We start from the raw sequence: 19,029 nt of genomic DNA on the forward strand, positions 1-19,029 counted from the left end.
CCATGTCCCGACTCACCATCCGCAAGGCCCGCCCTGAGGACTGCGCCCTGATCCTGCGCTTCGTCCGCGACCTCGCCCTCTATGAGAAAGCGCTGGACGAGGTCAAGGCCACCGAGGCCGACCTGCACGGCCTGCTGTTCACCGGGCATCCCCGGGTGTTTGCCCTGATCTGCGAAGTGGACGGCGAGGCCGCCGGTTTCGCCCTCTATTTCTACAACTTCTCTTCCTGGCTGGGCCGCCTGGGGCTGTATCTGGAGGACCTGTACGTGGATCCGGCACAGCGCGGCAAGGGTGCCGGCAAGGCGCTGCTGCACTACCTTGCGCAGCAGGCAGTGGCCGAGGGCTGTGGCCGCTTCGAGTGGAATGTGCTGGACTGGAACGAACCCGCCATTCGGTTCTACGAATCTTTTGGCGCCCGTCCCCAGAGTGAGTGGGTAGGCTATCGGCTGACCGGCAAGGCGCTGGAGGATTTCGCTGCCGGCAGCTAGCCGATTCCTCCCCGGCGGGGCTGGCAACAGGCCGCCAGTCGCGCATAATGGTGCCAGGTTTGTCAGGGGAGTGGTGTTCATGAACATGAGCAAGGTAGTGTTCGGCTTTTTTGTGCTGCTGGCGGTAACGCTGAACTTCGGTTTTTTCATCGGCGACATCGATAACCCGCAACACCACGACGTTTATGAACTGTTCGCGGCCCTGGTCGTGGGCCTGATTGCCACTGTCCTCAAATTCGGCGAGCGCTCGCAGATGGGGGCCATCCTGCTCGCCTCCAGCCTGGTCGTGAACCTGCATTTGATCGCCGCCGTGCTGGTGTGGGCCATGGCGGTACACGTCACCGATGTGGGCCTGACCCCAAAGGTCATGGCTTCGATCGTGTCCCTGTCCGGGGGGGCGCTGCTTGCGAACCTGGTATCGCTGGTGCTGCTGACCCTGGATACCGCCGGGCTCAGCAGGCGCTAGGATGGATCGCACCGGCCGAGCCGCGTAGGCAGACATGACCAGCCCCGCCAACAATTCCCTGGTATTCCTGTTCCTGCGGCGGATGCGGGTGCCGTTGACGGTGCTGATCCTGGCCTACAGCATCGCCACCGTGGGCTTCACCCTGATCCCGGGCACTGACGACCAGGGCAATCCCTGGCGCATGAGCTTTTTCGAGGCGTTCTACGTCGTCAGCTATACCGGCAGCACCATTGGCTTTGGCGAAGTACCCTACGACTTCTCCCCGGGGCAACGCTTGTGGACCATGGTCAGCATCTACCTGACCGTCATTGCCTGGCTGTTCTCGATCGGCTCCATCGTCTCCCTGCTGCAGGATCCGGCTTACCGCCGCGCTCTGCGCCGGGCGCGGCTGGCGCGCCTTGTACGCAATCTCAACGAGCCTTTCTATCTGATCTGCGGCTACGGCGACACCGGGCGCATGCTGACCCGGGCACTGACCGACCGCGGTCACCAGGTGGTGGTGGTGGAGCACAACCAGGACAAGATCGAGCTGTTGGAAGTCGAGGACTTTGATGTTCCCGTCACCAGCTTTTGCATGAACGCCAATCTGCCGGACAACCTGGTGGAAGCGGGGCTGCGCAGTCGCTGGTGCAGCGGGGTGATCGCCGTCACCGGCGAAGGTCACGTCAATCTCAAGGTCGCCATCAGCGCGACGCTGTTGAATCACAAGGTTGCGGTGTATGCCAGTGCCGACACCCGCAGTGAAGCGGACAATATGCGCTCCTTCGATACCGACCATGTGGTCAATCCGGTGGAGGAATATCAGCGGCGATTGGAACTGGCGATCGACAAGCCGGACCTGTTCCGCCTCTACCACTGGCTCAACTCCGGCCCCAACGCGCGCCTCACCAAGGCGGTGTCCATACCCCGCGGCAAGTGGATTGTCTGCGGTTTCAGCCGGGTAGGGCGGGCAGTCTGGAAACTGCTGCAGGAGCGGGACATGGAGGTGGTGGTGATCCATCCTGATCCAGAGCAGTCCAACTGCCCGGCCGGTACCATCCCCGGCCGCGGTACCCAGGCCGAAGAACTGACCGCGGCCGGCGTGGAGGGTGCCGTCGGTATTGTCGCCGCCACCAACGACGATGCCGACAACCTGTCGATCCTGATTACCGCGCGCGCGCTCAATCCCGACCTGTTCCACGTCGTGCTGGAGAACGGCCTCTCCAGCCACGCCCTGTTCCGCGCCGCGCAGCCGGACTTCCTCGGCCAGCCCAGCAGCGTCGTCGCCGGCACCATTCTCAGCCGCATCAGCTCCAGCCTGGTGGAACCGTTCACCCAGCAGCTGCTGCAGCAGGACAACGAGACCGCACGCCAGGCACTGGCCGCCTTCCTGCGCCACCAGAGCGATCACCCGCCGCAGTTCTCTTCCGGGCGGATCAGCGCCCGGCGGGCGCCCGCCCTGGCGCGCGCGCTGGAGGCCGGTCGCCAGATCACCGTGGGCAAGCTGCTGGCCGATCCGCGGGACTGGCAGCAACGCCTGCACCTGGAAGTCCTTCTGCTGCGCCGGCAACAGCAAGATTTCCTGTTTCCCGCGGATGACTTCGCCCTCGCCCTAGGCGACAGACTGCTGCTGGCGGGGCGCGACGGCGAAGCCGCGCGCCTGCGCGCGGTACTGGAAAATGACGAACGGCTGGAGTACATCCTGACCGGCAGGGACCGGCAGCAGGGGCTGGTATGGCAGTGGCTGGAGCGTCGCAGCGGTTGATCAGCTGCAGCGGACCAGCTCGCCTTCCCCCGCGCCAACCTCACCGATAACAGCCGCGCTTGCATAACCGGCGGCGCGCAGGACCTGCTGTAGCGCCCCGGCGCGCCCAGCGGCAATCCCCAACAGCAGGCCACCGCTGGTCTGTGGATCAAACAGCAGGTCCCGCCGCGGATCCGGGGCCAACGTGCTGTCCGCCAGCCGCACGTTGGCCGGATGCATGCTGCTGTGGATGCCCGCTCCAAGGCTGGCCAGGGCCCCGGGGAGCGCCGGCAGCGCCTCCAGCGACAGCTCCGCATACTGGCCCGGCCGCAGCATTTCCAGCAGGTGCCCCCAGAGCCCGAAGCCGGTCACGTCCGTGGCTGCGGTAGCGCCGTGTTCCAGCGCCAACCGGGCCGCAGTGTAATTGCTCTGCAGCATCATGTCCGTCGCCGCGGACAGGTCGCGGCCATCCGCCTGCAGCTGCATGTGCGCCGCGAACAGGGTGCCCGTCCCCAGCGGCTTGGTCAGCAGCAGCTGGTCCCCCGGCTGCAGGCCCCGCTTGGGCAGCAGCCTGTCGGCGACAACAGGCTCCCCGGTCACTGCAAAACCCAGCGCCAGCTCCGGTCCCTGCAGGCTGTGCCCACCCACCAGGCGACAGCCAACCTGCTCGAATTCTGCCAGCGCCCCCGCCAGCAACTGCAGCAATTCGCGCTGTTGCAGGGCCGGACTGCTGAAGGGCAGGGTCGCCGCCGCCAGTGCGAACAGGGGCCGGCCGCCGCTGGCATAGAGGTCCGAGAGGGCGTGATTGGCGGCGATCCGCCCCATGATCCAGGGGTCGGAAACCAGCCCGCGGAGAATGTCGAGGCTCTGCAACTGCATCCCGCCTGCCGGCATCTCCAGTAACGCCGCGTCGTCGGCATGGTCGGGCGCCGGGCACAGCCCGGGGTAGAGCAGGCGCAGCCCGGCGAGGGCCGCGGCCAGACTGTCGCCACCAACCTTGGCACCGCATCCGCCACAGGGCGCCTGTGCCTCCCCCGCCAGCGCCTCGGGCAGGCTGTCTGCCGCTGCGGCAGACATGGCCTCGGGCAGCTCCTCGAAACGCGCCATGAACCGGCGGTCGATGCGATCTTTCCAGCGCCAGACCCAGTCTCCGGTAGCCGCAAAGGGGCCGCGATCCGCCGTGGCCCGCTGCTCACCCAGCGACAGCAGAGAGAGGAAGCGGCGCTGCGGCCGATGTTTCCGCAACGGTCTGCCGAGCAGGTAATTGCGCAGGTTGGTGGCCAGCACCGGCGCCTGGCGCACCGCGTACACCCCGGCCTTGGGCCGGGGGTGGGCCAGCTGGGTGGCGATATCGCCGGCGGCGAAGACCGCATCATCGGCCACCGACTGCAGGGTATCGCGCACCGCCAGAAAACCTCCCTCGACGGTATCGAGACCACTGTCTGCGAGCCAGGGGGTCGCCGCCGCGCCAGTACACCAGAACAGGGAGTCAAAGGGCGCGGTGCGGCCGTCGTCCAGCTCCAGGCTGCCGGCGCTGACGCTGGCCACACGGTTACCGCAGTGCAGAGCAACCCCCGCATCCACCAGGGCACGGCGCACCGCCGCCCGGGCCAGGCCGTTGTAACCCTGGAGGATGTCCGCCGCGCCACAGAACAGGGTCAGCTGCAGGGCCCTGCCGCGCAGGCGCCGGGCCATGGCCAGGGCCAGTTCGACACTGCCGGCGCCACCGCCCACCAGGGTCAGCCGCAGCGGCCCCGGACCAGAACGCCCGGGCAGGCTGGCCTCGAGTTCCTGCCAGCGCTGCCACAAATCCGCTACCGGCTTCACCGGGACGGCGTGCTCCCGGGCCCCGGGCACACTGTCCAGCTCCGGGCGGGAGCCGATATCCAGGCTCAACACATCGTAGGCCAGCGGTGGACGACCCGGCAGCGTCAGGCTGCGGTTGCTCGGATCCAGGCCGCTGACCTCGGCGGTAATGAAACGCGCCCCGGCCCACTGGCACAGGCGCGCCAGGTCGATGTGAGTTTCCTCGAAACGGTAGTGGCCGGCAATCAGCCCCGGCAGCATGCCGGAATAGGGGCTGTGGCTCGCGGGTGACACCAGGGAGACCTGGACTCCGGCAACCGGCTGCATGGCCAGCATTCGCAGCGCCAGGGCGTGGGCGTGGCCGCCGCCGACCAGTACCAGGTCCCGGGCGAGCTGTGCCTGCTTCAGCACGACAGCCCTGTCCGGGCAAAGCTGATCACCTCATCGCGGCGGCCCTGGAACAGGATCCTGCCCGCACGCTGGGACAACTGGTAGCGGTACATGGGGTCGTAATAGCTTTCCAGCAGGGCGCTGATCCAGGCCCGGTGTTGGTCGAGGTCGCCGCTGGCGCGCTGCTGGGCGAAGGCCTTCTCCATTTGGGTGCGGATAGCCTGGTGGCGCTCGCCGCCGAGGCGCTTGCGGATACGGTCCAGCCCCTCCAGCAGCCGGGTGCGGTGCAGCGCGGGGCCTTCCAGTACACCCTCACTGTCCATGTAACGCTGACCGAGATCGACAATGTAGTCTTCCAGGATGACCTCGACCCGCTCCGCGAGACTCTCCTCCACCACCAGCATCGGCGCATCCTGCATGCGCTGGCGCAGGCTTTCCGGCAATGCCAGGCGACCGATCAGGCGGCCCTCGTCTTCCAGGACTACCGGACCGGCGCTGCCTTGCAGCTGCAGCAGGAAGCCGATGCTGAGCGCGTTTTCGAAGTCGATCTGACTGGGCTGGCCCTCGGGCAGATGGCCGAAACTGGAACCGCGATGTCGCGCCAGGCCCTCCAGGTCGATGGCGTTGTCGAGGGCGGCAACCACCCGGGTCTTGCCGGTGCCGGTGCGGCCGCCAATGAGCACCAGCTGCGCCCGCTGCAGAGAGCGCTCCAGCTCCTCCAGCAGGAACCGGCGCAGGGCCTTGTAGCCGCCAACGACCCGGGGGTAGACGATGCCGGCATCCGCCAGCCACTGTTGCACAGTCTGCGAACGCAGGCCGCCGCGCCAGCAGTAGAGACAGCCGTCCGGATGTTCGCGGGCAAACCCGCTCCAAGCCTCGAGTCGCCGCTCACGCTCCGCGCCGGACACCAGCCGGTGGCCCAGCGCGATCGCCGCGGCCTGGCCCTGCTGTTTGTAGCAGGTACCCACCCGGGCCCGCTCCTCGTTGCTCATCAGCGGCAAGTTGGTAGCGGTGGGAAAGGCACCGTGGGCGAATTCTCCCGGTGAACGCAAATCCAGAAACGGGGTGCCGGCCAGGAACAGCTGGCGGTAGTCGGAGGTTTCCGGGAGCGTGGCCATGAGCGGGAGCGGCTACTCGGCCTCGCCGCCAAACAGATCCATGACCCGCTCCTGCAGGCGGGTGACGACATCGGACATGAGAGCGAAATCGGCGTCCAGGCGGGCTGCCTGGTCTGCTTCCGGCAGGTCTGCGTTCTCCTTCATCAGTTCATCCGAGAATTTGAGCCGCCGCAGGCAGAGATCCTCCGCCAGCACCAAAGACACCCGCTCCTCCCAGCTCAGGGCCAGGCGCGCGACCTGCTTGCCGGCATTGAGGTGGGTCTCCAGCTCCTCCCCCAGCAAATCAACACCGCGGCAGCGCACCACGCCACCTTCTTCGCCGGGCTCGCGCAACTCGCACTCGTCGCCGAGGGCAAAGTCGTTGGGCAGGGACTGGTGGGCCAGCCAGGCGGTCATGGTGGCGGTGGGCGCATTGTTGACCTGTGGCAGCACCACCGGGAAGCTGCCGATGCACTCCCGCAGCACGTTCAGCAACTCCTCGGCGCGAGCGGCGCTGGTGGCTTCCACGAACAACCAGTTGGCGCGGGTGTCGATGTAGGCGTACAGGTACGCAGAGCGGGTAAAGGCCCGCGGCAGGCAATCCAGCACGATTTCATCCTGCAGGTTGAGGCGCTCCTTGCGATAGACCTTGCGGCCCTGCGCCTCCTCGATTTCCGCCACCTTTTCCGCCAGTTGCTCGCGCACTACCGTGGAGGGCAGCAATCTTTCCTCACGCCGCAGCCGCAGCAGGAAACGGCCATTAGCCGGGTGTACCAGGGCGCTGGTGGTACCGCCAAGGACCGGCACCCAGCCTGCGGACACCGGCTGGGTGGCGCTGCAGTGCTGGAATTCGCGCTCTGCCAGCTGCTGCTCCAACTGTTCTGCCGTTACCTCAAAGGGGGTGGTGAGGCGATAGGCCCGCACGTTTTTGAACCACATAGAAGACTCCGTAGGCAGCCGGGACCCGACTACTCGGCCCGGCCCAAAAAGACGGGGATTGTACCTCAAGCCGGGCCGCCGGGCATGTGCACAAGAAAATCACAATCGCGTACAACATGTTGGGCCGCAGCCGTTGAGGGACAGGGGGCAAGCCGGTTTAATCGCGGCAGACAGACTCACAAGCAAGGTAAGAGCCATGACCAGCAGCGCCAGGACCAGTCCCAGCCATCCCCGCAAGCTCGCTGACGTGGGCGCATGGGACCTGGAAACCGATGTCGCCATCGTCGGCTTTGGTGGCGCCGGTGGCTGCGCGGCGATTGAAGCCGCCGATGCCGGCGCCGAGGTCATGGTCTTTGAGCTGGCCAGCGCCAGCGGCGGCTCCACCGCACTGTCCAGCGCCGAGATCTACATGGGTGGCAACGGTGGCACCCGGGTGCAAAAGGCCTGTGGTTTCGAGGACAGCACGGAAGACATGTTCCAGTACATGATGGCCAGTGCCGGGCCCCAGGCGGACGCGGCCAAGATCCGCAACTACTGCGAGCAAAGCACCGCGCACTTCCAGTGGCTGGTAGACCTGGGGGTGCCGTTCAAGGACAGTTTCCATGCCGAGCGCGCGATCATGGCACTGACCGACGACTGCCTGCTCTTCACCGGCAGCGAGAAGGCCTGGCCCTTCAGCCAGCTCGCCAAACCCTGCCCCCGGGGCCACAATCTCTACGTCGAGGGCGACAACGGTGGTCCGCTGTTCATGCAGATCGTCACCGACAACATCAACCGCCGCGAGCGTATCAGCGTGCACTATGAAAGCCGCGCACTGACCCTGATCATCGACGGGGACGGCACGGTGGTCGGCCTGGTGGTGCGCGAAAACCAGCGCGAGCTGAACGTCCGCGCGCGCCGCGGGGTCATTCTCTGCGCCGGCGGCTTCTGCATGAACGAGGAGATGGTGCGCAAGCACGCGCCGATGCTGACCCGGGGCACCCAGCCCATCGGCAACCCGGGCGACACCGGCAGCGGTATCCTCATGGGGAACGCCGTGGGCGGTGCCACCATCAACATGCACGAGGGCTTTGTCAGCCTGCCCTTCTACCCGCCGGCCAGCATGACCCACGGTATCGCCATCACCGACAAGGGCCAGCGCTTCATCAACGAGGACTCCTACCACGGCCGGCTCGGCGCCTTCGCCCTGCAGCAGCCCTCCGAGCGCCTCTACATGGTACTGAACGTGGAGGATTACGCGGACTACGAAACTGCCAGTTATCTCGGGGCACCGGTGGCGGCGACCGGGGACACGGTGGCGGAGCTGGAACAAGAACTGGGCCTGCGCAAGGGCTCCCTGTCCCATACCATCACTCTCTACAACGAGGACTGTGCGGCGGGCGAGGACACTCTGTTCCACAAGGCTGCCGAGTGGCTCAAGCCCCTGCAGCCGCCATTGGTAGCGCTGGATCTCACCCCGGGCCGTGGGGTCTTCGTGCCCTACTTCACCCTTGGCGGCCTCGACACGCTGCCCACCGGGGAGGTAGTGAACGAGCAGCGTGAAACCATCCCCGGCCTGTACGCGGCGGGGCGCACCGCCTGCGGCATTGTGCGCCGGGCGGAGGGCTACAGCAGCGGCATGTCCGTGGGCGACGCCACCTTCTCCGGACGCCTGGCGGGCCGGCAGGCCGCGGCGAGGATATAGGAGGGGGCCGTGGAAGGGGGGCTCGCAATGTGGTATCCAATGGGGTGCTACAATGCGAGACCTGACCCCATTTTTTGCATCATTTTTTGCAACCCCGTTTTCAGGAGCCTGCCATGAAATACCTGCACACCATGGTGCGCGCCAGCGATCTGGACGCCTCCCTGGACTTCTACTGCAACAAGCTGGGACTGGAGGAAGTAAACCGCCATGAGAGTGAGGGCGGCCGCTTTACCCTGGTCTACCTGGCCGCGCCCGGGGACGTGGAGCGTGCCAGCGCTGAGAGCAGCCCGCTGTTGGAGATCACCTGGAACTGGGATCCGGAGGAATACAGCGGCGGGCGCAATTTCGGCCACCTGGCCTACCGGGTCGAGGACATCTACGCCACCTGCCAGCGCCTGCTGGATGCCGGCGTCACCATCAACCGTCCTCCCCGGGACGGTCACATGGCTTTCATCCGCTCACCAGACGGCATCTCCATTGAGCTGCTGCAGGCGGGTGGCTCGCTGCCGCCCCGGGAGCCCTGGGCATCAATGGCGAATACCGGCAGCTGGTAGCCGGTCTTGTCGGTGGGCCGCCTCAGGCCTTGAGAAACGCCAGAATCCAGCGCCCGATACGCTCACTCTCCGGAGCCTCCGCCAGGGAATCCATCCCGGCCACGTAGGTGGGCTCGCCGATGATCTCGCGGCGGAACTCCATGATTTCGCGGGAATAACCGGGCACGAATTCCGGGTGCCCCTGGAATGTAAGTATGTGCTCACCAATCTGCACAACTGCATTCTCGCAAAAATCACTGCTGGCCAGAACCTCAGCGCCCGGCGCATTGCTGACCACCTGATCCTGATGACTCACCAGGATGGCAAACTCCGCTTCGCCCTGATCGTGCCAGTGAGGTCGGCGCGTGAAGCGATGCCGGTGCAGTCCCACACCCCAGCCTTTCGGGGATTTGCCGGTCTCGCCACCCAGGGCATGAGCCACCAGCTGGTGGCCGAAGCAGATCCCGACCAGCTTCTTCCGGCGCCGGTCCAGTTCCCGCACAAACTCCATCAGGGTCGCGATCCAGGGCTTGTCATCGTAGACGCTGCTCTTGCTGCCGGTGATCAGGTAGGCGTCGACCTCATCAATGTCACGCGGGTACTCGCCCTGCTCTACATCGTAGACAACGAACTCCAGGGACGGGTCCAGCCGACCCAGCAGGGCGATGAACATGTCTGGATACTCGCCGAACTCCGGCACCCACTCCGTTCGTACCGCATCCGTCTTGAGAATACCCAGTTTCACCAATAGCCCCCGGTTTCACACCAGCTCTAAATCGAGCATGGTAGGCAAGCCACCCGGGGCTGTCCATACCACCTTTGGGAGATGCCGCCCGGACAGGGCCACCCGGCCAGGGCCGCCCCGGGTTTTGTCATCAAACTGACATGCCGCTGTCATGATACTGCCATGCAAGCTCTCGAGAATGGCAACCATGAAGATGCTCCACGCCATCCACAGGCTCGACCTGCAGCTACTGGCCCGCATATTCTCCCAGGGCGAGCGGCGGATGGTTCGCCCTCTGGCACGCGCACTTTCCCGCTCCGGCGACGGCTACCTGCACCTGCTGGTTCCGCTGCTCATGGTACTGCTGGCGGTCGAAGACGCCGCCCGCTTTGCCGGCCTGCTGGCACTGGCGCTGCTACTTGAACGCGGGCTGTACTGGAGCCTGAAGAACAGCCTGAAACGGCGCCGACCGCAGGAGGCCGTGCCCGGTTTCCGCAGCCTGGTGACGGCTGCCGACCAATTCAGTTTCCCCTCTGGCCACAGCTCCGCCGCGTTCCTGCTGGCAACCGCGCTCGCCGTGGTCTACGGCGGCCCGGTGGTGGCCATGTTCCTGTGGGCCAGCAGCGTTGCCCTGTCACGGATACTGCTGGGGGTCCACTTCCCGGGTGACACCGTCGCCGGGGCGATCATGGGCAGCAGCAGCGCCCTGTTCTGTGCCGGCCTGCTGGGCCTGTAGATGAAGATACTGTACGGGGTACAAGCGACCGGCAACGGCCATATCAGCCGCGCCCGGGCGCTGGCGGAGGCCTTCCGCAACCACGATGTCGATGTCACCTGGCTGTTTTCCGGCCGTGAGCGCAGCCAGCTGTTCGACATGACGCCGTTTGGTGATTTCCGCCACTGCCGGGGCCTGACGTTCGCCACCCGGGCTGGCTCGGTTCGCTACTGGCGCACCTTGCGCCAGAACCACCTGCCACAGTTCCTGCGCGATGTCAGGGCGCTGCCGCTGGCCGGGTTCGATCTGGTCGTCACCGACTTCGAACCGGTGACGGCCTGGGCCGGGCGCCGGGCCGGGGTGTCGACGATCGGTATCGGCCATCAGTATGCCTTCGGCCCCAATACCCCGATCGCGGGAGGACCCTGGTTGGCGCGGCAGATCATGAGCCGGTTCGCACCCGTGGACCGGCCCGTGGGGCTGCACTGGCACCCCTACAACGACAATGTCCTGCCGCCCATTCTGGATCTGCCGGCGCAGCGTGGTGACGCCGGCGACCATGTGCTGGTGTACCTGCCCTTCGAAGATGCGGCGGCGGTCAGCGCCCTGCTGTAACAGTTCCCCGCAATCCAGTTCCGGCTTTACGGCCCGGGCCTGGGTGCCACCGAGCACGGCAATGTCAGCCTGCACCCCACCAGCGTCGAGGCCTTCAAGCGCGATCTTGCCCGCTGTTCCGGCGTGATCTGCAACAGCGGCTTCGAACTGATCAGTGAGTGCCTGCAATGGCGCAAGCCGGTACTCACCAAGCCTCTCACGGGACAGATGGAGCAGCTTTCCAATGCCCTGGCCCTGGCTCAGCTGGGCCACGCCACGGTTGTGCCGCGGCTGGATACCGAGTCTCTCGGACCCTGGCTGCTGCAGAGACCGGCGCCGCCAGCGCTGCGGTTTGCGGATGTGGCCGATGCCCTGGCGGGATGGCTGGCGGCAGGAGCGCACACAGAGATCGGGACACTGCAGCAACAACTGTGGCGGGATACTGCGCGCAACACCGAAGCGCACACAGGCGCTCCGATCCGGCCAGCCCGCATGGTGACCAGCCCGTCGTGGCCTCCGCAACGGCAGCGGGTGGAGTTGGGCAATATGGCCGGCATGGGGTAGCCTGTTGCCTCCAACCACGGAGGCACCACCATCTTGTTGTCCCTCGTTTTACTGTTGCTGCTCGCCAGCGAAGCCCGTGCCGACCAGTTTGTCGGCAGCGAGCGCTGTGCCGACTGTCATCGGGCAGAACACCAGCTGTGGCAGAACTCGCACCATGACCTGGCCATGCAGGAGCCCGCAGCTGACACGGTACTCGGTGATTTCGACGGCGCCACCTTCACCCGCCGCGGGGTAACCACCACCTTCTCCCGGGACGGCGACGATTTCATCGTCCACACCGCCGGCGAGGACGGTACCCTGCAGGACTTCCCGGTGCGCTACGTCTTTGGTGTCGAGCCCCTGCAACAGTACCTGCTGCCGCTGTCGCGCGGCCGCCTGCAGGCCTTCGATATCGCCTGGGACACACGGCCAGCGGAGGACGGCGGCCAGCGCTGGTTCCATCTCAATCCAGAGGAGGTGACCGACCACAGCGACCCCCTGCACTGGACCGGCCCTTACATGAACTGGAATACCCGTTGCGCCGAGTGCCACAGCACCAACCTGGACAAGCGTTATGACGCCGGCAGTCACAGCTTTGATACCCGCTTCAGCGCGGTCGACGTCGGCTGCGAGGCCTGTCATGGTCCCGGCGAGCGACACCTGCAACGGGTGCAGCCAAATCGCGCCGACGCCGGGGACAACAGCGGCTTCCCGACTGCGCTGGCCCAGCGCGGCGACTGGGTCTTCGCCGAGCAGGGGGCCATTGCCCGGCGCACGACACCGCTGGCGTCCAATGCCCAGATCGACAGCTGTGGCCGTTGCCACTCCCGGCGCGGCAATCTCGGCGCCTACCACTACGGCAAGCCCCTGCTGGATACCCACCGCCTGGCCCTGCCCGAGGAGCCGCTGTACTACCACGATGGCCAGATCCGGGACGAGGTCTTTGTCTATGGCTCCTTTATCCAGAGCCGCATGCATCAGGCCGGGGTGGTCTGCAGCAACTGTCACGAGCCCCACAGCCTGCAGCTGCGAGCACCGGGCAACGGCGCCTGCGCCCAGTGTCACAAGGCGGAGGTGTACGATCAGCCGGAACACCATCACCACCCTGCGGACTCCCCGGGCGCAGAATGCGCCAACTGCCACATGCCGGCGACGACCTACATGGTGGTCGATCCGCGCCGGGATCACAGCATGCGTATCCCGCGGCCGGATCTCAGCGTGGTCATGGGTGTACCCAATGCCTGCAACCAGTGCCACCAGGACCGGGATGCACAGTGGGCGCTGGATGCAACCCGCAGCTGGGGCGTGCGCTTCAGCTCCACCGCAGAGCATCCGGCGCGCGCCCTGCAGCAACTGACGGCGGGCAACCGGGCCGCCGTGCCACAGCTACAGGACCTGGTGCGGAACTCCGGGACCGCGCCGGTGCTGCGGGCCACGGCGCTGGCGGCGATCGGGCGCGCGGGCGAACTTCCACCCACCGATATCCTCCTCGACCTGTTGCACGGGTCCGATCCATTACTGCGCATGGGCGCCGTGCGCAGCCTGGCGGGGCTCCCGCTGGGGCGCCGCTACCAGATCCTGCAACCGCTGATCTCCGACAGCGTGACCAGTGTGCGCATGGCCGTCGCCGAGGCGCTGGCGCAGGTGCCGCTGGATCAGCTCGACGAGGGCGCTGAGGCCCTGCGGGCACTGTTTGCGGAATACGTCACCATCCAGCGACAACACGCGGACATGCCCGGTGTACAACTGCAACTGGGTCTGTTCCTGCTCAACCGGGGCGACCTGCCGGCGGCGGAGCGTGCCTATCGGGAGGCGCTCTACCTGAATCCCCAGCTGCTGCCGGCGCGGCTGAACCTGGCCGACCTGTTGCGTAGTCTGCAGCGGGAGGATGAGGCCAGGGAGGAGCTGCAGGCCGCACTGGCCACGGCGCCGGACAGCGGCGCGGCACTGCATGCTCTCGGGCTGCTGGAAACCCGCGCGGGCAACCGTCAGCAGGGCCTTGCCTATCTGGGGCAGGCAGCGGCGCTGGAACAGCAGGGCGTGCGCCATCGATACGTCTATGCCATCGCCCTGCACGACAAGGGCGAGCCACGGGCCGCACTCAGCCAGCTGCAGGCCATCCAGCGCCAGGTACCCGGGGACGAACAGGTGCTGGTGGCTTTGGTGAACTACAGCGAAGAACTGGGGGAACGGGAGCAGGCCCTGGACTGGGCCCGTGAACTGCTGCGAACGGCACCGGGCAACCCCGCTTACCGGGCACTGCTCCGGCGGCTGGCGGGGGGCACCCGCCCCTAGCCCCTAAAGGGCGGAATCAGGATTCCGCGGGCACGAATATCAGGTGGAAGGTGACCGGTACCGCGGTACTGATCGCGTTGAGGCCAGCCACTTCCCGCAGGGCCTCTACGCCCGCCCCGAGGCCAAAACTACCGGCATTGACCACGACCGGTCGGGCGCTGATCACCCGCAGCAGGCTGCCCTCGCCGCCGCTGACCAGCACCGGCACCGACAAAGTGGCCTGCTGGCCGTGCAGGGACAACACGACTTCGATATCCGTGGTCACCACACCGCCGTCCGCGACTACCGCCAGGATCGCCGGATCCACCTGGCTGTGGACGTTGGCGGCAGGGAAATCCATGGTCCGGAACAGCAGTTCGCGCATGCGTTCATTGCGAATCGGGATCAGGGTCTCGACGCTGTCGAGGTCTATGCCGATCTGCACTTTACCTTCGCTGCCGATAAAGCCGACCATCTCGGTGAAGTGATGACTCTCGGCCACCGCGTCGTTCTTGATCGACAGGAAGTCCAGGCTGGACCGGCTGTTATCCAGCTCCCACTGCTGGGCCTGAGCCGAGGCCGCGGCCGCGAGCAGGACACACAAGCCCATCAGTTTGGTCAGTTTCAACATCATCGCAATTTCTCCATCGGCAAAGTGAACAGTTGGACCGCACTATAGTAAGGTTTGTGTGCAAATGCTGAAAATGGTTCAGGACAGTTTGCGGGCAGCTATCCAGTCGGTGTGGAACATCTCGCCGCGCGGCCTGTCACTGCGCTCGTAGGTATGGGCACCGAAATAATCCCGTTGCGCCTGCAGCAGGTTCGCCGGCAGGCACGCGCTGCGGTAGCCGTCGTACCAGGCAAGGGCCGAGGCGAAGGCCGGCGCCGGCAGACCCAGTTCCACCGCAGTCATCACCGCGCGCCGCCAGGCCGGCTGCGCGTCGACGACGGCACTGCGGAAGAAGTCGTCCAGCAGCAGGTTGTCCAGCCCCGGTTCGCGCCGGAACGCATCGGCGATATCCTCCAGGAATACTGAACGGATGATACAGCCGCCCCGCCACAACATGGCAATACCGGCATTGTCCAGATCCCAGCCAAACTCCGTCGCCGCCGTATCCAGCTGGACGAAGCCCTGGGCATAGCTCACCAGCTTGGAGGCGTACAAGGCATGACGCACGTCGCTGATGAACTGCGCGCGATCGCCAGCAAACGTGGTTCCCGGGCCCGGCAGCACTTTGCTGGCGCGCACCCGCGCATCCTTTTGCGCCGACAGGCAACGGGCGAACACCGCCTCGGTAATCAGGGTTGTGGGCACGCCCAGGTCCAGGGCATGCTGGCTCATCAGCTTGCCGGTGCCCTTCTGGGCCGCGGTGTCGAGGATCCGGTCCAGCAGGAAGTCGCCGGTTTCGGGGTCCCTGACGGTAAAGATATCGCGGGTGATTTCAATCAGGTAGCTGGCCAGCTCGCCCTCGTTCCAGTCCCGGAACACGGTGTAGAGCTCCTCGTTGCCAAGACCGGCGCCCTCGCGCAGCAGGAAATACGCTTCGCAGATCAACTGCATGTCGCCGTACTCGATACCGTTGTGCACCATCTTCACGTAGTGGCCGGCGCCGTCCTGCCCGACCCACTTGCAGCAGGGAATGTCGCTCCCGGCACCCACCTTGGCGGCGATGGCCTGGAAAATGTTGCGCACCGCCGGCCAGGCATCCGTGTGACCACCGGGCATGATCGAGGGCCCCTTGAGCGCACCCTCCTCACCGCCGGACACCCCGGCTCCGATGAAGCCGAGACCGGCCTTGCGCAGGGCAGCGGAACGCCGGTTGCTATCGCGGTAGTCGCTGTTGCCGCCGTCGATAATGATGTCGCCGGGCTCCAGCAGCGCCTGCAGGTCGGCAATCACCGCGTCCACCGCCGCACCTGCCTTGACCATCAGCATCACCCGCCGCGGCCGCTGCAGCGAAGCGACGAACTCCTGCAGTGAACTGTGGCCCTGTATGCGGCCCGCGCTGCCCTGCCAGACCTTGTCCTCCGGCTCGGCTTCAAGACCGTCAATAAAGCTGCGGGTGGTAGCGGCAGTGCGGTTGTAGACCGCAACCGAAAAGCCGTGGTTGGCCATGTTCAGGACCAGGTTCTGGCCCATGACCGCTAGGCCGATCAGGCCGATATCGTTGTGCATGTGCTGGCTCCTGGATCCGGGGGTCCTTCGAGGGTCCGCGATGGCTATGGCAAGGGATTGATCCCGACCGCTTGCGTTAACATGGCAGATCGGACCGGATAGAACAATATCACGATAGTCCGGTACCGGGTCACCGGCTCGCGGCGTGACCTCACAGCGCACCCCGCAATGTGCATAAAGAACAGATATGTACTACATTGTGCAAAAGTGACATGAAGAAGGAAATCGCAATGAGCACCGCAACCCAACCCTCGCCACAAGCCGGCCAGGTCCTGGCCAAGGCCGTCCTGCGGGCAGCGCGGCAGCTGGGCCTGAGCCAGGCCGAGCTGGGCGCAGTAGTGGGTTTGCACCGCACCGGCATCAGTCGCCTCAAGCACAACGGCAGCCTGGCCCCGGACAGCAAGCAGGGCGAGCTGGCCCTGCTGCTGATACGCCTGGCGCGGGCCCTGTTTGCGCTGGCGGGCGGGGACGAAGAGTGGATCCGCCACTTCATGCACAGCCCCAACCAGGTCACCGGCGGGGTGCCCGCCGATCAGGTGCAGAGTGTCCAGGGCCTGATTGACGTGCTGCGCTTCGTCGACGGCATTCGCGGCAAGCTGTGACACTCTGGGAACGTTGCAACGGCCCAAACCACATGGGCCCGGTACAGGGGCGCCTGTTGCGGTTGGTGGAAAGCCAGGAGCGTGTCGCCACCCTCGGCTATGTGGACAGCCTGGAAGAGCAGGCCCTGCTCGAGGAGCTGCTGGAGAGCAGCAAGCCCGACTACCCCGCCTACGGCAGGACCGGGCTTCACTATCTTCTCGCCACACCCTTCCGCTACCCACCGCTGACCTGGGGTTCACGCTTTGGCGGCAGGCACGAGCCAGGCATTTTCTACGGCGGTGGCTCCCGCTCGGCGACCCTCGCGGAGGCAGCCTTCTACCGGTTCGTGTTCTGGCATTCCATCCAGGCTGGCCCGCCTACGGCGGTACTGCATTCAGAGCACACTCTGTTCACAGCACCCTACCGCTCCGAACGCGGGGTGCGGCTGCAGCAACCGCCCTTCGATACCCACCGGGAGATCCTGCGCGACCCCACTGACTACCGGCAGAGCCAGGCCCTGGGTCACGCCATGCGCGCGGCGGGCGTGGAAGCCTTCGAATACGCCTCGGCGCGGGACCCGAGGGGCGGCAACTGCGTGGGGTTGTTGACACCGGCGGCCTTCACCCGACGGGCGCCGACGACCATGCAGGCCTGGTTCTGTGAACTCAGCGCCGGGGAGGTTGCCTTCAAGCCCCAGGCCGGCGCCGAGGTGCTGCGATTTCCCCTGCAGCTGTTTCTGGTCGATGGTCGGCTGCCGCGGCCCGCTGCGTGAATCCCCCCGGATCCTGCTCTGCGAACTAAACCAATACCTTTTCCTGCAGGAACCGGACCACAACTTCCGCCAGGGCCTCGCCCTGGTCTTCCTGCAGAAAGTGGCCGCCATTGTTGATTGTGACGTGGTCCAGCCCCCGGGCACCCGGGATGAATCTCTGGAAGTAGCTGTCGACACCCGCAGTCACCGGGTCCGAGTCACTGAACGCGGTCAGGAACGGTTTCTGCCACTGGCGCAGGACCTCCCATGCCCTGCGGTTGGGCTCGGCGGCTGGATCCTCCGGACTGGCCGGTACCAGCATGGGGAACTGGCGCGCGCCCTCCTTGTAGCTTTCATCCGGGAACGGCGCGTTATAGGCGTCGAGCACCTCCTGCGCCAGGGGCGTGACGGTGCCGCCCTTGATGATGCCAGCGGCGTGGAATTCAGGCGTTTCCTGCGAGAACTGGCGCCACTTCTCGAAGGCCGGACCCAACTCCGTATCGCCGGTGGGAAGGAAAGTGTTGGCGGCGACAACGGAGTCAAAGCGCCCCGGGTTTTCCGCCACCAGGCGCAAGCCCAGCAACCCGCCCCAGTCCTGACAGACGAGGTTAATGGCCTGCAGCTCGAGCTGATCCAGGAAGGACTGCATCCAGCCCACATGGCGAGCGTAGGTATAGTCATTGCGAGCCGCTGGCTTGTCGGAGCGGCCGAAGCCAATCAGATCCGGCGCAAGAACCCGCAAGCCTGCCGCCGTGATGATGGGAATCATCTTGCGGTAGAGATAGCACCAGGACGGCTCACCGTGCAGCAGCAGGACTATCGCTCCGTCCTCTGCACCCTCATCCAGGTAATGCATGCGCAGCTCTCCACCCTCAAAGTCGCTCACTTGCAGATAATGGGGTTGGTAATCGAAGCCGGACAGATCCTCGAAGCGACTGTCGGGGGTGCGCAGGGATTCCATGGGTTATCTCCTCAATCTTGTGGTTTGGAAACAGCTGTCGCGCCAAGGCGCTGTTGTGAGCCGGCCCAACGACAGACTCAGCAGACCAAGCGGTCCACACTTTCCGTCAGCTCCCGCTTGCGCCCGGGGAACGCCTCGAATAACCGGCGGTGCGCGCGCAGGGACAACACGTCATCGCGCTCCGGATAATCGGCAATCCAGTCCAGCAGCATGGCCAGGTTCGCGTCCTGGGCTGCGGGCGAAGAGTACTTGTGCGGTTCCCAGGGTCGCCTGCGGGCATTGGCCTGGCACTGCGCCACGGGCAGGTTGAGGAATATCGCCTCGGTGGCCAATGGCACAGCCAACCCCAGCAGATCGGCGTAGCAGCCCTCGATCACCCAGCCATCGTGTGCAGTGATGAACTCGCGGATCGCCTGTCCCGACTCGGCCAGGGGACGGCGCTCGGGTGGTACGGTCGGCAGCCACGCCAGCTCATCCAGGTCGAGATGGGCCAGGCCCTGCTCGTCACACAGCCGCGCCGCGAGGGTCGTCTTGCCGGAGCCGGAGTTGCCGAAGACAAGGATGCGTTGCATTGCTCAATCCT

19 protein-coding genes are annotated in these 19,029 nt (G+C 65.8%); 11 read left to right on the forward strand and 8 right to left on the reverse strand.

Annotation, left to right across the window (positions count from 1 at the left end; translation table 11 throughout):
- Positions 1–2 precede the first annotated feature (2 nt).
- From RLO07_RS13740 to RLO07_RS13750, 3 genes are all read left to right on the forward strand, one after another.
- Positions 3–488, forward strand: coding sequence for an N-acetyltransferase family protein (locus RLO07_RS13740; protein ID WP_462292698.1), 486 nt, complete (start codon positions 3–5; stop codon positions 486–488).
- 79 nt (positions 489–567) lie between these two features.
- The gene (locus tag RLO07_RS13745; protein WP_462292699.1) at positions 568–954 is read left to right on the forward strand and encodes a DUF6394 family protein; all 387 of its coding nucleotides are present in this window, start codon (positions 568–570) and stop codon (positions 952–954) included.
- Between the two features lie 34 nt (positions 955–988).
- The gene (locus tag RLO07_RS13750) at positions 989–2,698 is read left to right on the forward strand and encodes an NAD-binding protein (protein WP_462292700.1); all 1,710 of its coding nucleotides are present in this window, start codon (positions 989–991) and stop codon (positions 2,696–2,698) included.
- Here RLO07_RS13750 and selD read toward each other — a convergent pair whose 3' ends face one another.
- From selD to rdgC, 3 genes are read right to left on the reverse strand one after another with little or no spacing between them, the layout of a single operon-like run.
- The gene (gene selD / locus RLO07_RS13755) at positions 2,699–4,894 is read right to left on the reverse strand and encodes a selenide, water dikinase SelD (RefSeq protein WP_462292701.1); all 2,196 of its coding nucleotides are present in this window, start codon (positions 4,892–4,894) and stop codon (positions 2,699–2,701) included.
- Entirely contained in the window at positions 4,888–5,991 is a 1,104-nt protein-coding gene (gene mnmH, locus RLO07_RS13760; RefSeq protein ID WP_462292702.1) for a tRNA 2-selenouridine(34) synthase MnmH, read from the reverse strand. The genes selD and mnmH overlap by 7 nt, the downstream gene beginning before the upstream one ends.
- A gap of 12 nt (positions 5,992–6,003) precedes the next feature.
- A complete protein-coding gene (rdgC, locus tag RLO07_RS13765; protein ID WP_462292703.1) occupies positions 6,004–6,909 on the reverse strand; it encodes a recombination-associated protein RdgC in 906 nt (301 codons plus the stop codon).
- 196 nt (positions 6,910–7,105) lie between these two features.
- On the opposite strand from rdgC, the gene RLO07_RS13770 reads away from it, so the two are divergent.
- Together RLO07_RS13770 and RLO07_RS13775 are read left to right on the forward strand one after the other, a co-directional pair.
- Complete coding sequence (locus RLO07_RS13770) at positions 7,106–8,593, forward strand: FAD-dependent oxidoreductase (protein WP_462292704.1); 1,488 nt, start codon at positions 7,106–7,108, stop codon at positions 8,591–8,593.
- 113 nt (positions 8,594–8,706) lie between these two features.
- Positions 8,707–9,147 carry a VOC family protein gene (locus RLO07_RS13775; protein WP_462292705.1) on the forward strand — a complete coding sequence of 147 codons (441 nt, stop codon included), beginning with the start codon at positions 8,707–8,709 and terminating at the stop codon, positions 9,145–9,147.
- A 22-nt stretch (positions 9,148–9,169) separates the two neighbouring features.
- Here the strand turns inward: RLO07_RS13775 and RLO07_RS13780 are convergent, their stop codons facing one another.
- A complete protein-coding gene (locus tag RLO07_RS13780; RefSeq protein ID WP_462292706.1) occupies positions 9,170–9,871 on the reverse strand; it encodes a glutamine amidotransferase-related protein in 702 nt (233 codons plus the stop codon).
- A gap of 187 nt (positions 9,872–10,058) precedes the next feature.
- Here RLO07_RS13780 and RLO07_RS13785 point away from each other — a divergent pair, with 187 nt between their 5' ends.
- Genes RLO07_RS13785 through RLO07_RS13800 form a run of 4 tightly spaced genes read left to right on the forward strand, consistent with a single transcriptional unit; the run spans position 10,059 to position 13,997 of the window.
- Positions 10,059–10,586, forward strand: a complete 528-nt coding sequence (locus tag RLO07_RS13785) for a phosphatase PAP2 family protein (RefSeq protein ID WP_462292707.1) — start codon at positions 10,059–10,061, stop codon at positions 10,584–10,586.
- On the forward strand, positions 10,587–11,180 hold the full coding sequence (locus RLO07_RS13790; RefSeq protein WP_462292708.1) for a glycosyltransferase family protein: 594 nt from the start codon (positions 10,587–10,589) through the stop codon (positions 11,178–11,180).
- 12 nt (positions 11,181–11,192) lie between these two features.
- On the forward strand, positions 11,193–11,723 hold the full coding sequence (locus tag RLO07_RS13795) for a glycosyltransferase family protein (RefSeq protein ID WP_462292878.1): 531 nt from the start codon (positions 11,193–11,195) through the stop codon (positions 11,721–11,723).
- 33 nt (positions 11,724–11,756) lie between these two features.
- Positions 11,757–13,997, forward strand: a complete 2,241-nt coding sequence (locus RLO07_RS13800; protein WP_462292709.1) for a tetratricopeptide repeat protein — start codon at positions 11,757–11,759, stop codon at positions 13,995–13,997.
- A gap of 16 nt (positions 13,998–14,013) precedes the next feature.
- Here the strand turns inward: RLO07_RS13800 and RLO07_RS13805 are convergent, their stop codons facing one another.
- Positions 14,014–14,610, reverse strand: a complete 597-nt coding sequence (locus tag RLO07_RS13805) for a YceI family protein (protein ID WP_462292710.1) — start codon at positions 14,608–14,610, stop codon at positions 14,014–14,016.
- Positions 14,611–14,685: 75 nt separating this feature from the next.
- A complete protein-coding gene (gnd, locus tag RLO07_RS13810) occupies positions 14,686–16,152 on the reverse strand; it encodes a decarboxylating NADP(+)-dependent phosphogluconate dehydrogenase (protein ID WP_462292711.1) in 1,467 nt (488 codons plus the stop codon).
- A 230-nt stretch (positions 16,153–16,382) separates the two neighbouring features.
- Between gnd and RLO07_RS13815 the strand changes: the two genes are divergently transcribed.
- Together RLO07_RS13815 and RLO07_RS13820 are read left to right on the forward strand one after the other, a co-directional pair.
- On the forward strand, positions 16,383–16,754 hold the full coding sequence (locus RLO07_RS13815; protein ID WP_462292712.1) for an MbcA/ParS/Xre antitoxin family protein: 372 nt from the start codon (positions 16,383–16,385) through the stop codon (positions 16,752–16,754).
- A gap of 32 nt (positions 16,755–16,786) precedes the next feature.
- On the forward strand, positions 16,787–17,506 hold the full coding sequence (locus tag RLO07_RS13820) for an RES family NAD+ phosphorylase (protein WP_462292713.1): 720 nt from the start codon (positions 16,787–16,789) through the stop codon (positions 17,504–17,506).
- 25 nt (positions 17,507–17,531) lie between these two features.
- Here the strand turns inward: RLO07_RS13820 and RLO07_RS13825 are convergent, their stop codons facing one another.
- Entirely contained in the window at positions 17,532–18,446 is a 915-nt protein-coding gene (locus tag RLO07_RS13825) for a haloalkane dehalogenase (protein ID WP_462292714.1), read from the reverse strand.
- Positions 18,447–18,523: 77 nt separating this feature from the next.
- Complete coding sequence (locus tag RLO07_RS13830) at positions 18,524–19,018, reverse strand: P-loop NTPase family protein (RefSeq protein ID WP_462292715.1); 495 nt, start codon at positions 19,016–19,018, stop codon at positions 18,524–18,526.
- Between the last annotated feature and the right edge of the window lie 11 nt (positions 19,019–19,029).

The sequence above is a fragment of the Haliea sp. genome, from assembly GCF_040221975.1.
Classification (GTDB): Bacteria; Pseudomonadota; Gammaproteobacteria; order Pseudomonadales; family Halieaceae; genus Haliea.

What these genes read in the sequence shown, in the direction of transcription:
- RLO07_RS13740 (WP_462292698.1), top strand. Translation starts at nt 3, where the DNA reads ATGTCCCGACTCACCATCCGCAAGGCCCGCCCTGAGGACTGCGCCCTG.
- RLO07_RS13745 (WP_462292699.1), top strand. Translation starts at nt 568, where the DNA reads ATGAACATGAGCAAGGTAGTGTTCGGCTTTTTTGTGCTGCTGGCGGTA.
- RLO07_RS13750 (WP_462292700.1), top strand. Translation starts at nt 989, where the DNA reads ATGACCAGCCCCGCCAACAATTCCCTGGTATTCCTGTTCCTGCGGCGG.
- mnmH (WP_462292702.1), bottom strand. Translation starts at nt 5,991, where the DNA reads ATGGCCACGCTCCCGGAAACCTCCGACTACCGCCAGCTGTTCCTGGCC.
- rdgC (WP_462292703.1), bottom strand. Translation starts at nt 6,909, where the DNA reads ATGTGGTTCAAAAACGTGCGGGCCTATCGCCTCACCACCCCCTTTGAG.
- RLO07_RS13770 (WP_462292704.1), top strand. Translation starts at nt 7,106, where the DNA reads ATGACCAGCAGCGCCAGGACCAGTCCCAGCCATCCCCGCAAGCTCGCT.
- RLO07_RS13775 (WP_462292705.1), top strand. Translation starts at nt 8,707, where the DNA reads ATGAAATACCTGCACACCATGGTGCGCGCCAGCGATCTGGACGCCTCC.
- RLO07_RS13785 (WP_462292707.1), top strand. Translation starts at nt 10,059, where the DNA reads ATGAAGATGCTCCACGCCATCCACAGGCTCGACCTGCAGCTACTGGCC.
- RLO07_RS13790 (WP_462292708.1), top strand. Translation starts at nt 10,587, where the DNA reads ATGAAGATACTGTACGGGGTACAAGCGACCGGCAACGGCCATATCAGC.
- RLO07_RS13805 (WP_462292710.1), bottom strand. Translation starts at nt 14,610, where the DNA reads ATGATGTTGAAACTGACCAAACTGATGGGCTTGTGTGTCCTGCTCGCG.
- gnd (WP_462292711.1), bottom strand. Translation starts at nt 16,152, where the DNA reads ATGCACAACGATATCGGCCTGATCGGCCTAGCGGTCATGGGCCAGAAC.
- RLO07_RS13815 (WP_462292712.1), top strand. Translation starts at nt 16,383, where the DNA reads ATGAGCACCGCAACCCAACCCTCGCCACAAGCCGGCCAGGTCCTGGCC.
- RLO07_RS13820 (WP_462292713.1), top strand. Translation starts at nt 16,787, where the DNA reads ATGGGCCCGGTACAGGGGCGCCTGTTGCGGTTGGTGGAAAGCCAGGAG.
- RLO07_RS13825 (WP_462292714.1), bottom strand. Translation starts at nt 18,446, where the DNA reads ATGGAATCCCTGCGCACCCCCGACAGTCGCTTCGAGGATCTGTCCGGC.
- RLO07_RS13830 (WP_462292715.1), bottom strand. Translation starts at nt 19,018, where the DNA reads ATGCAACGCATCCTTGTCTTCGGCAACTCCGGCTCCGGCAAGACGACC.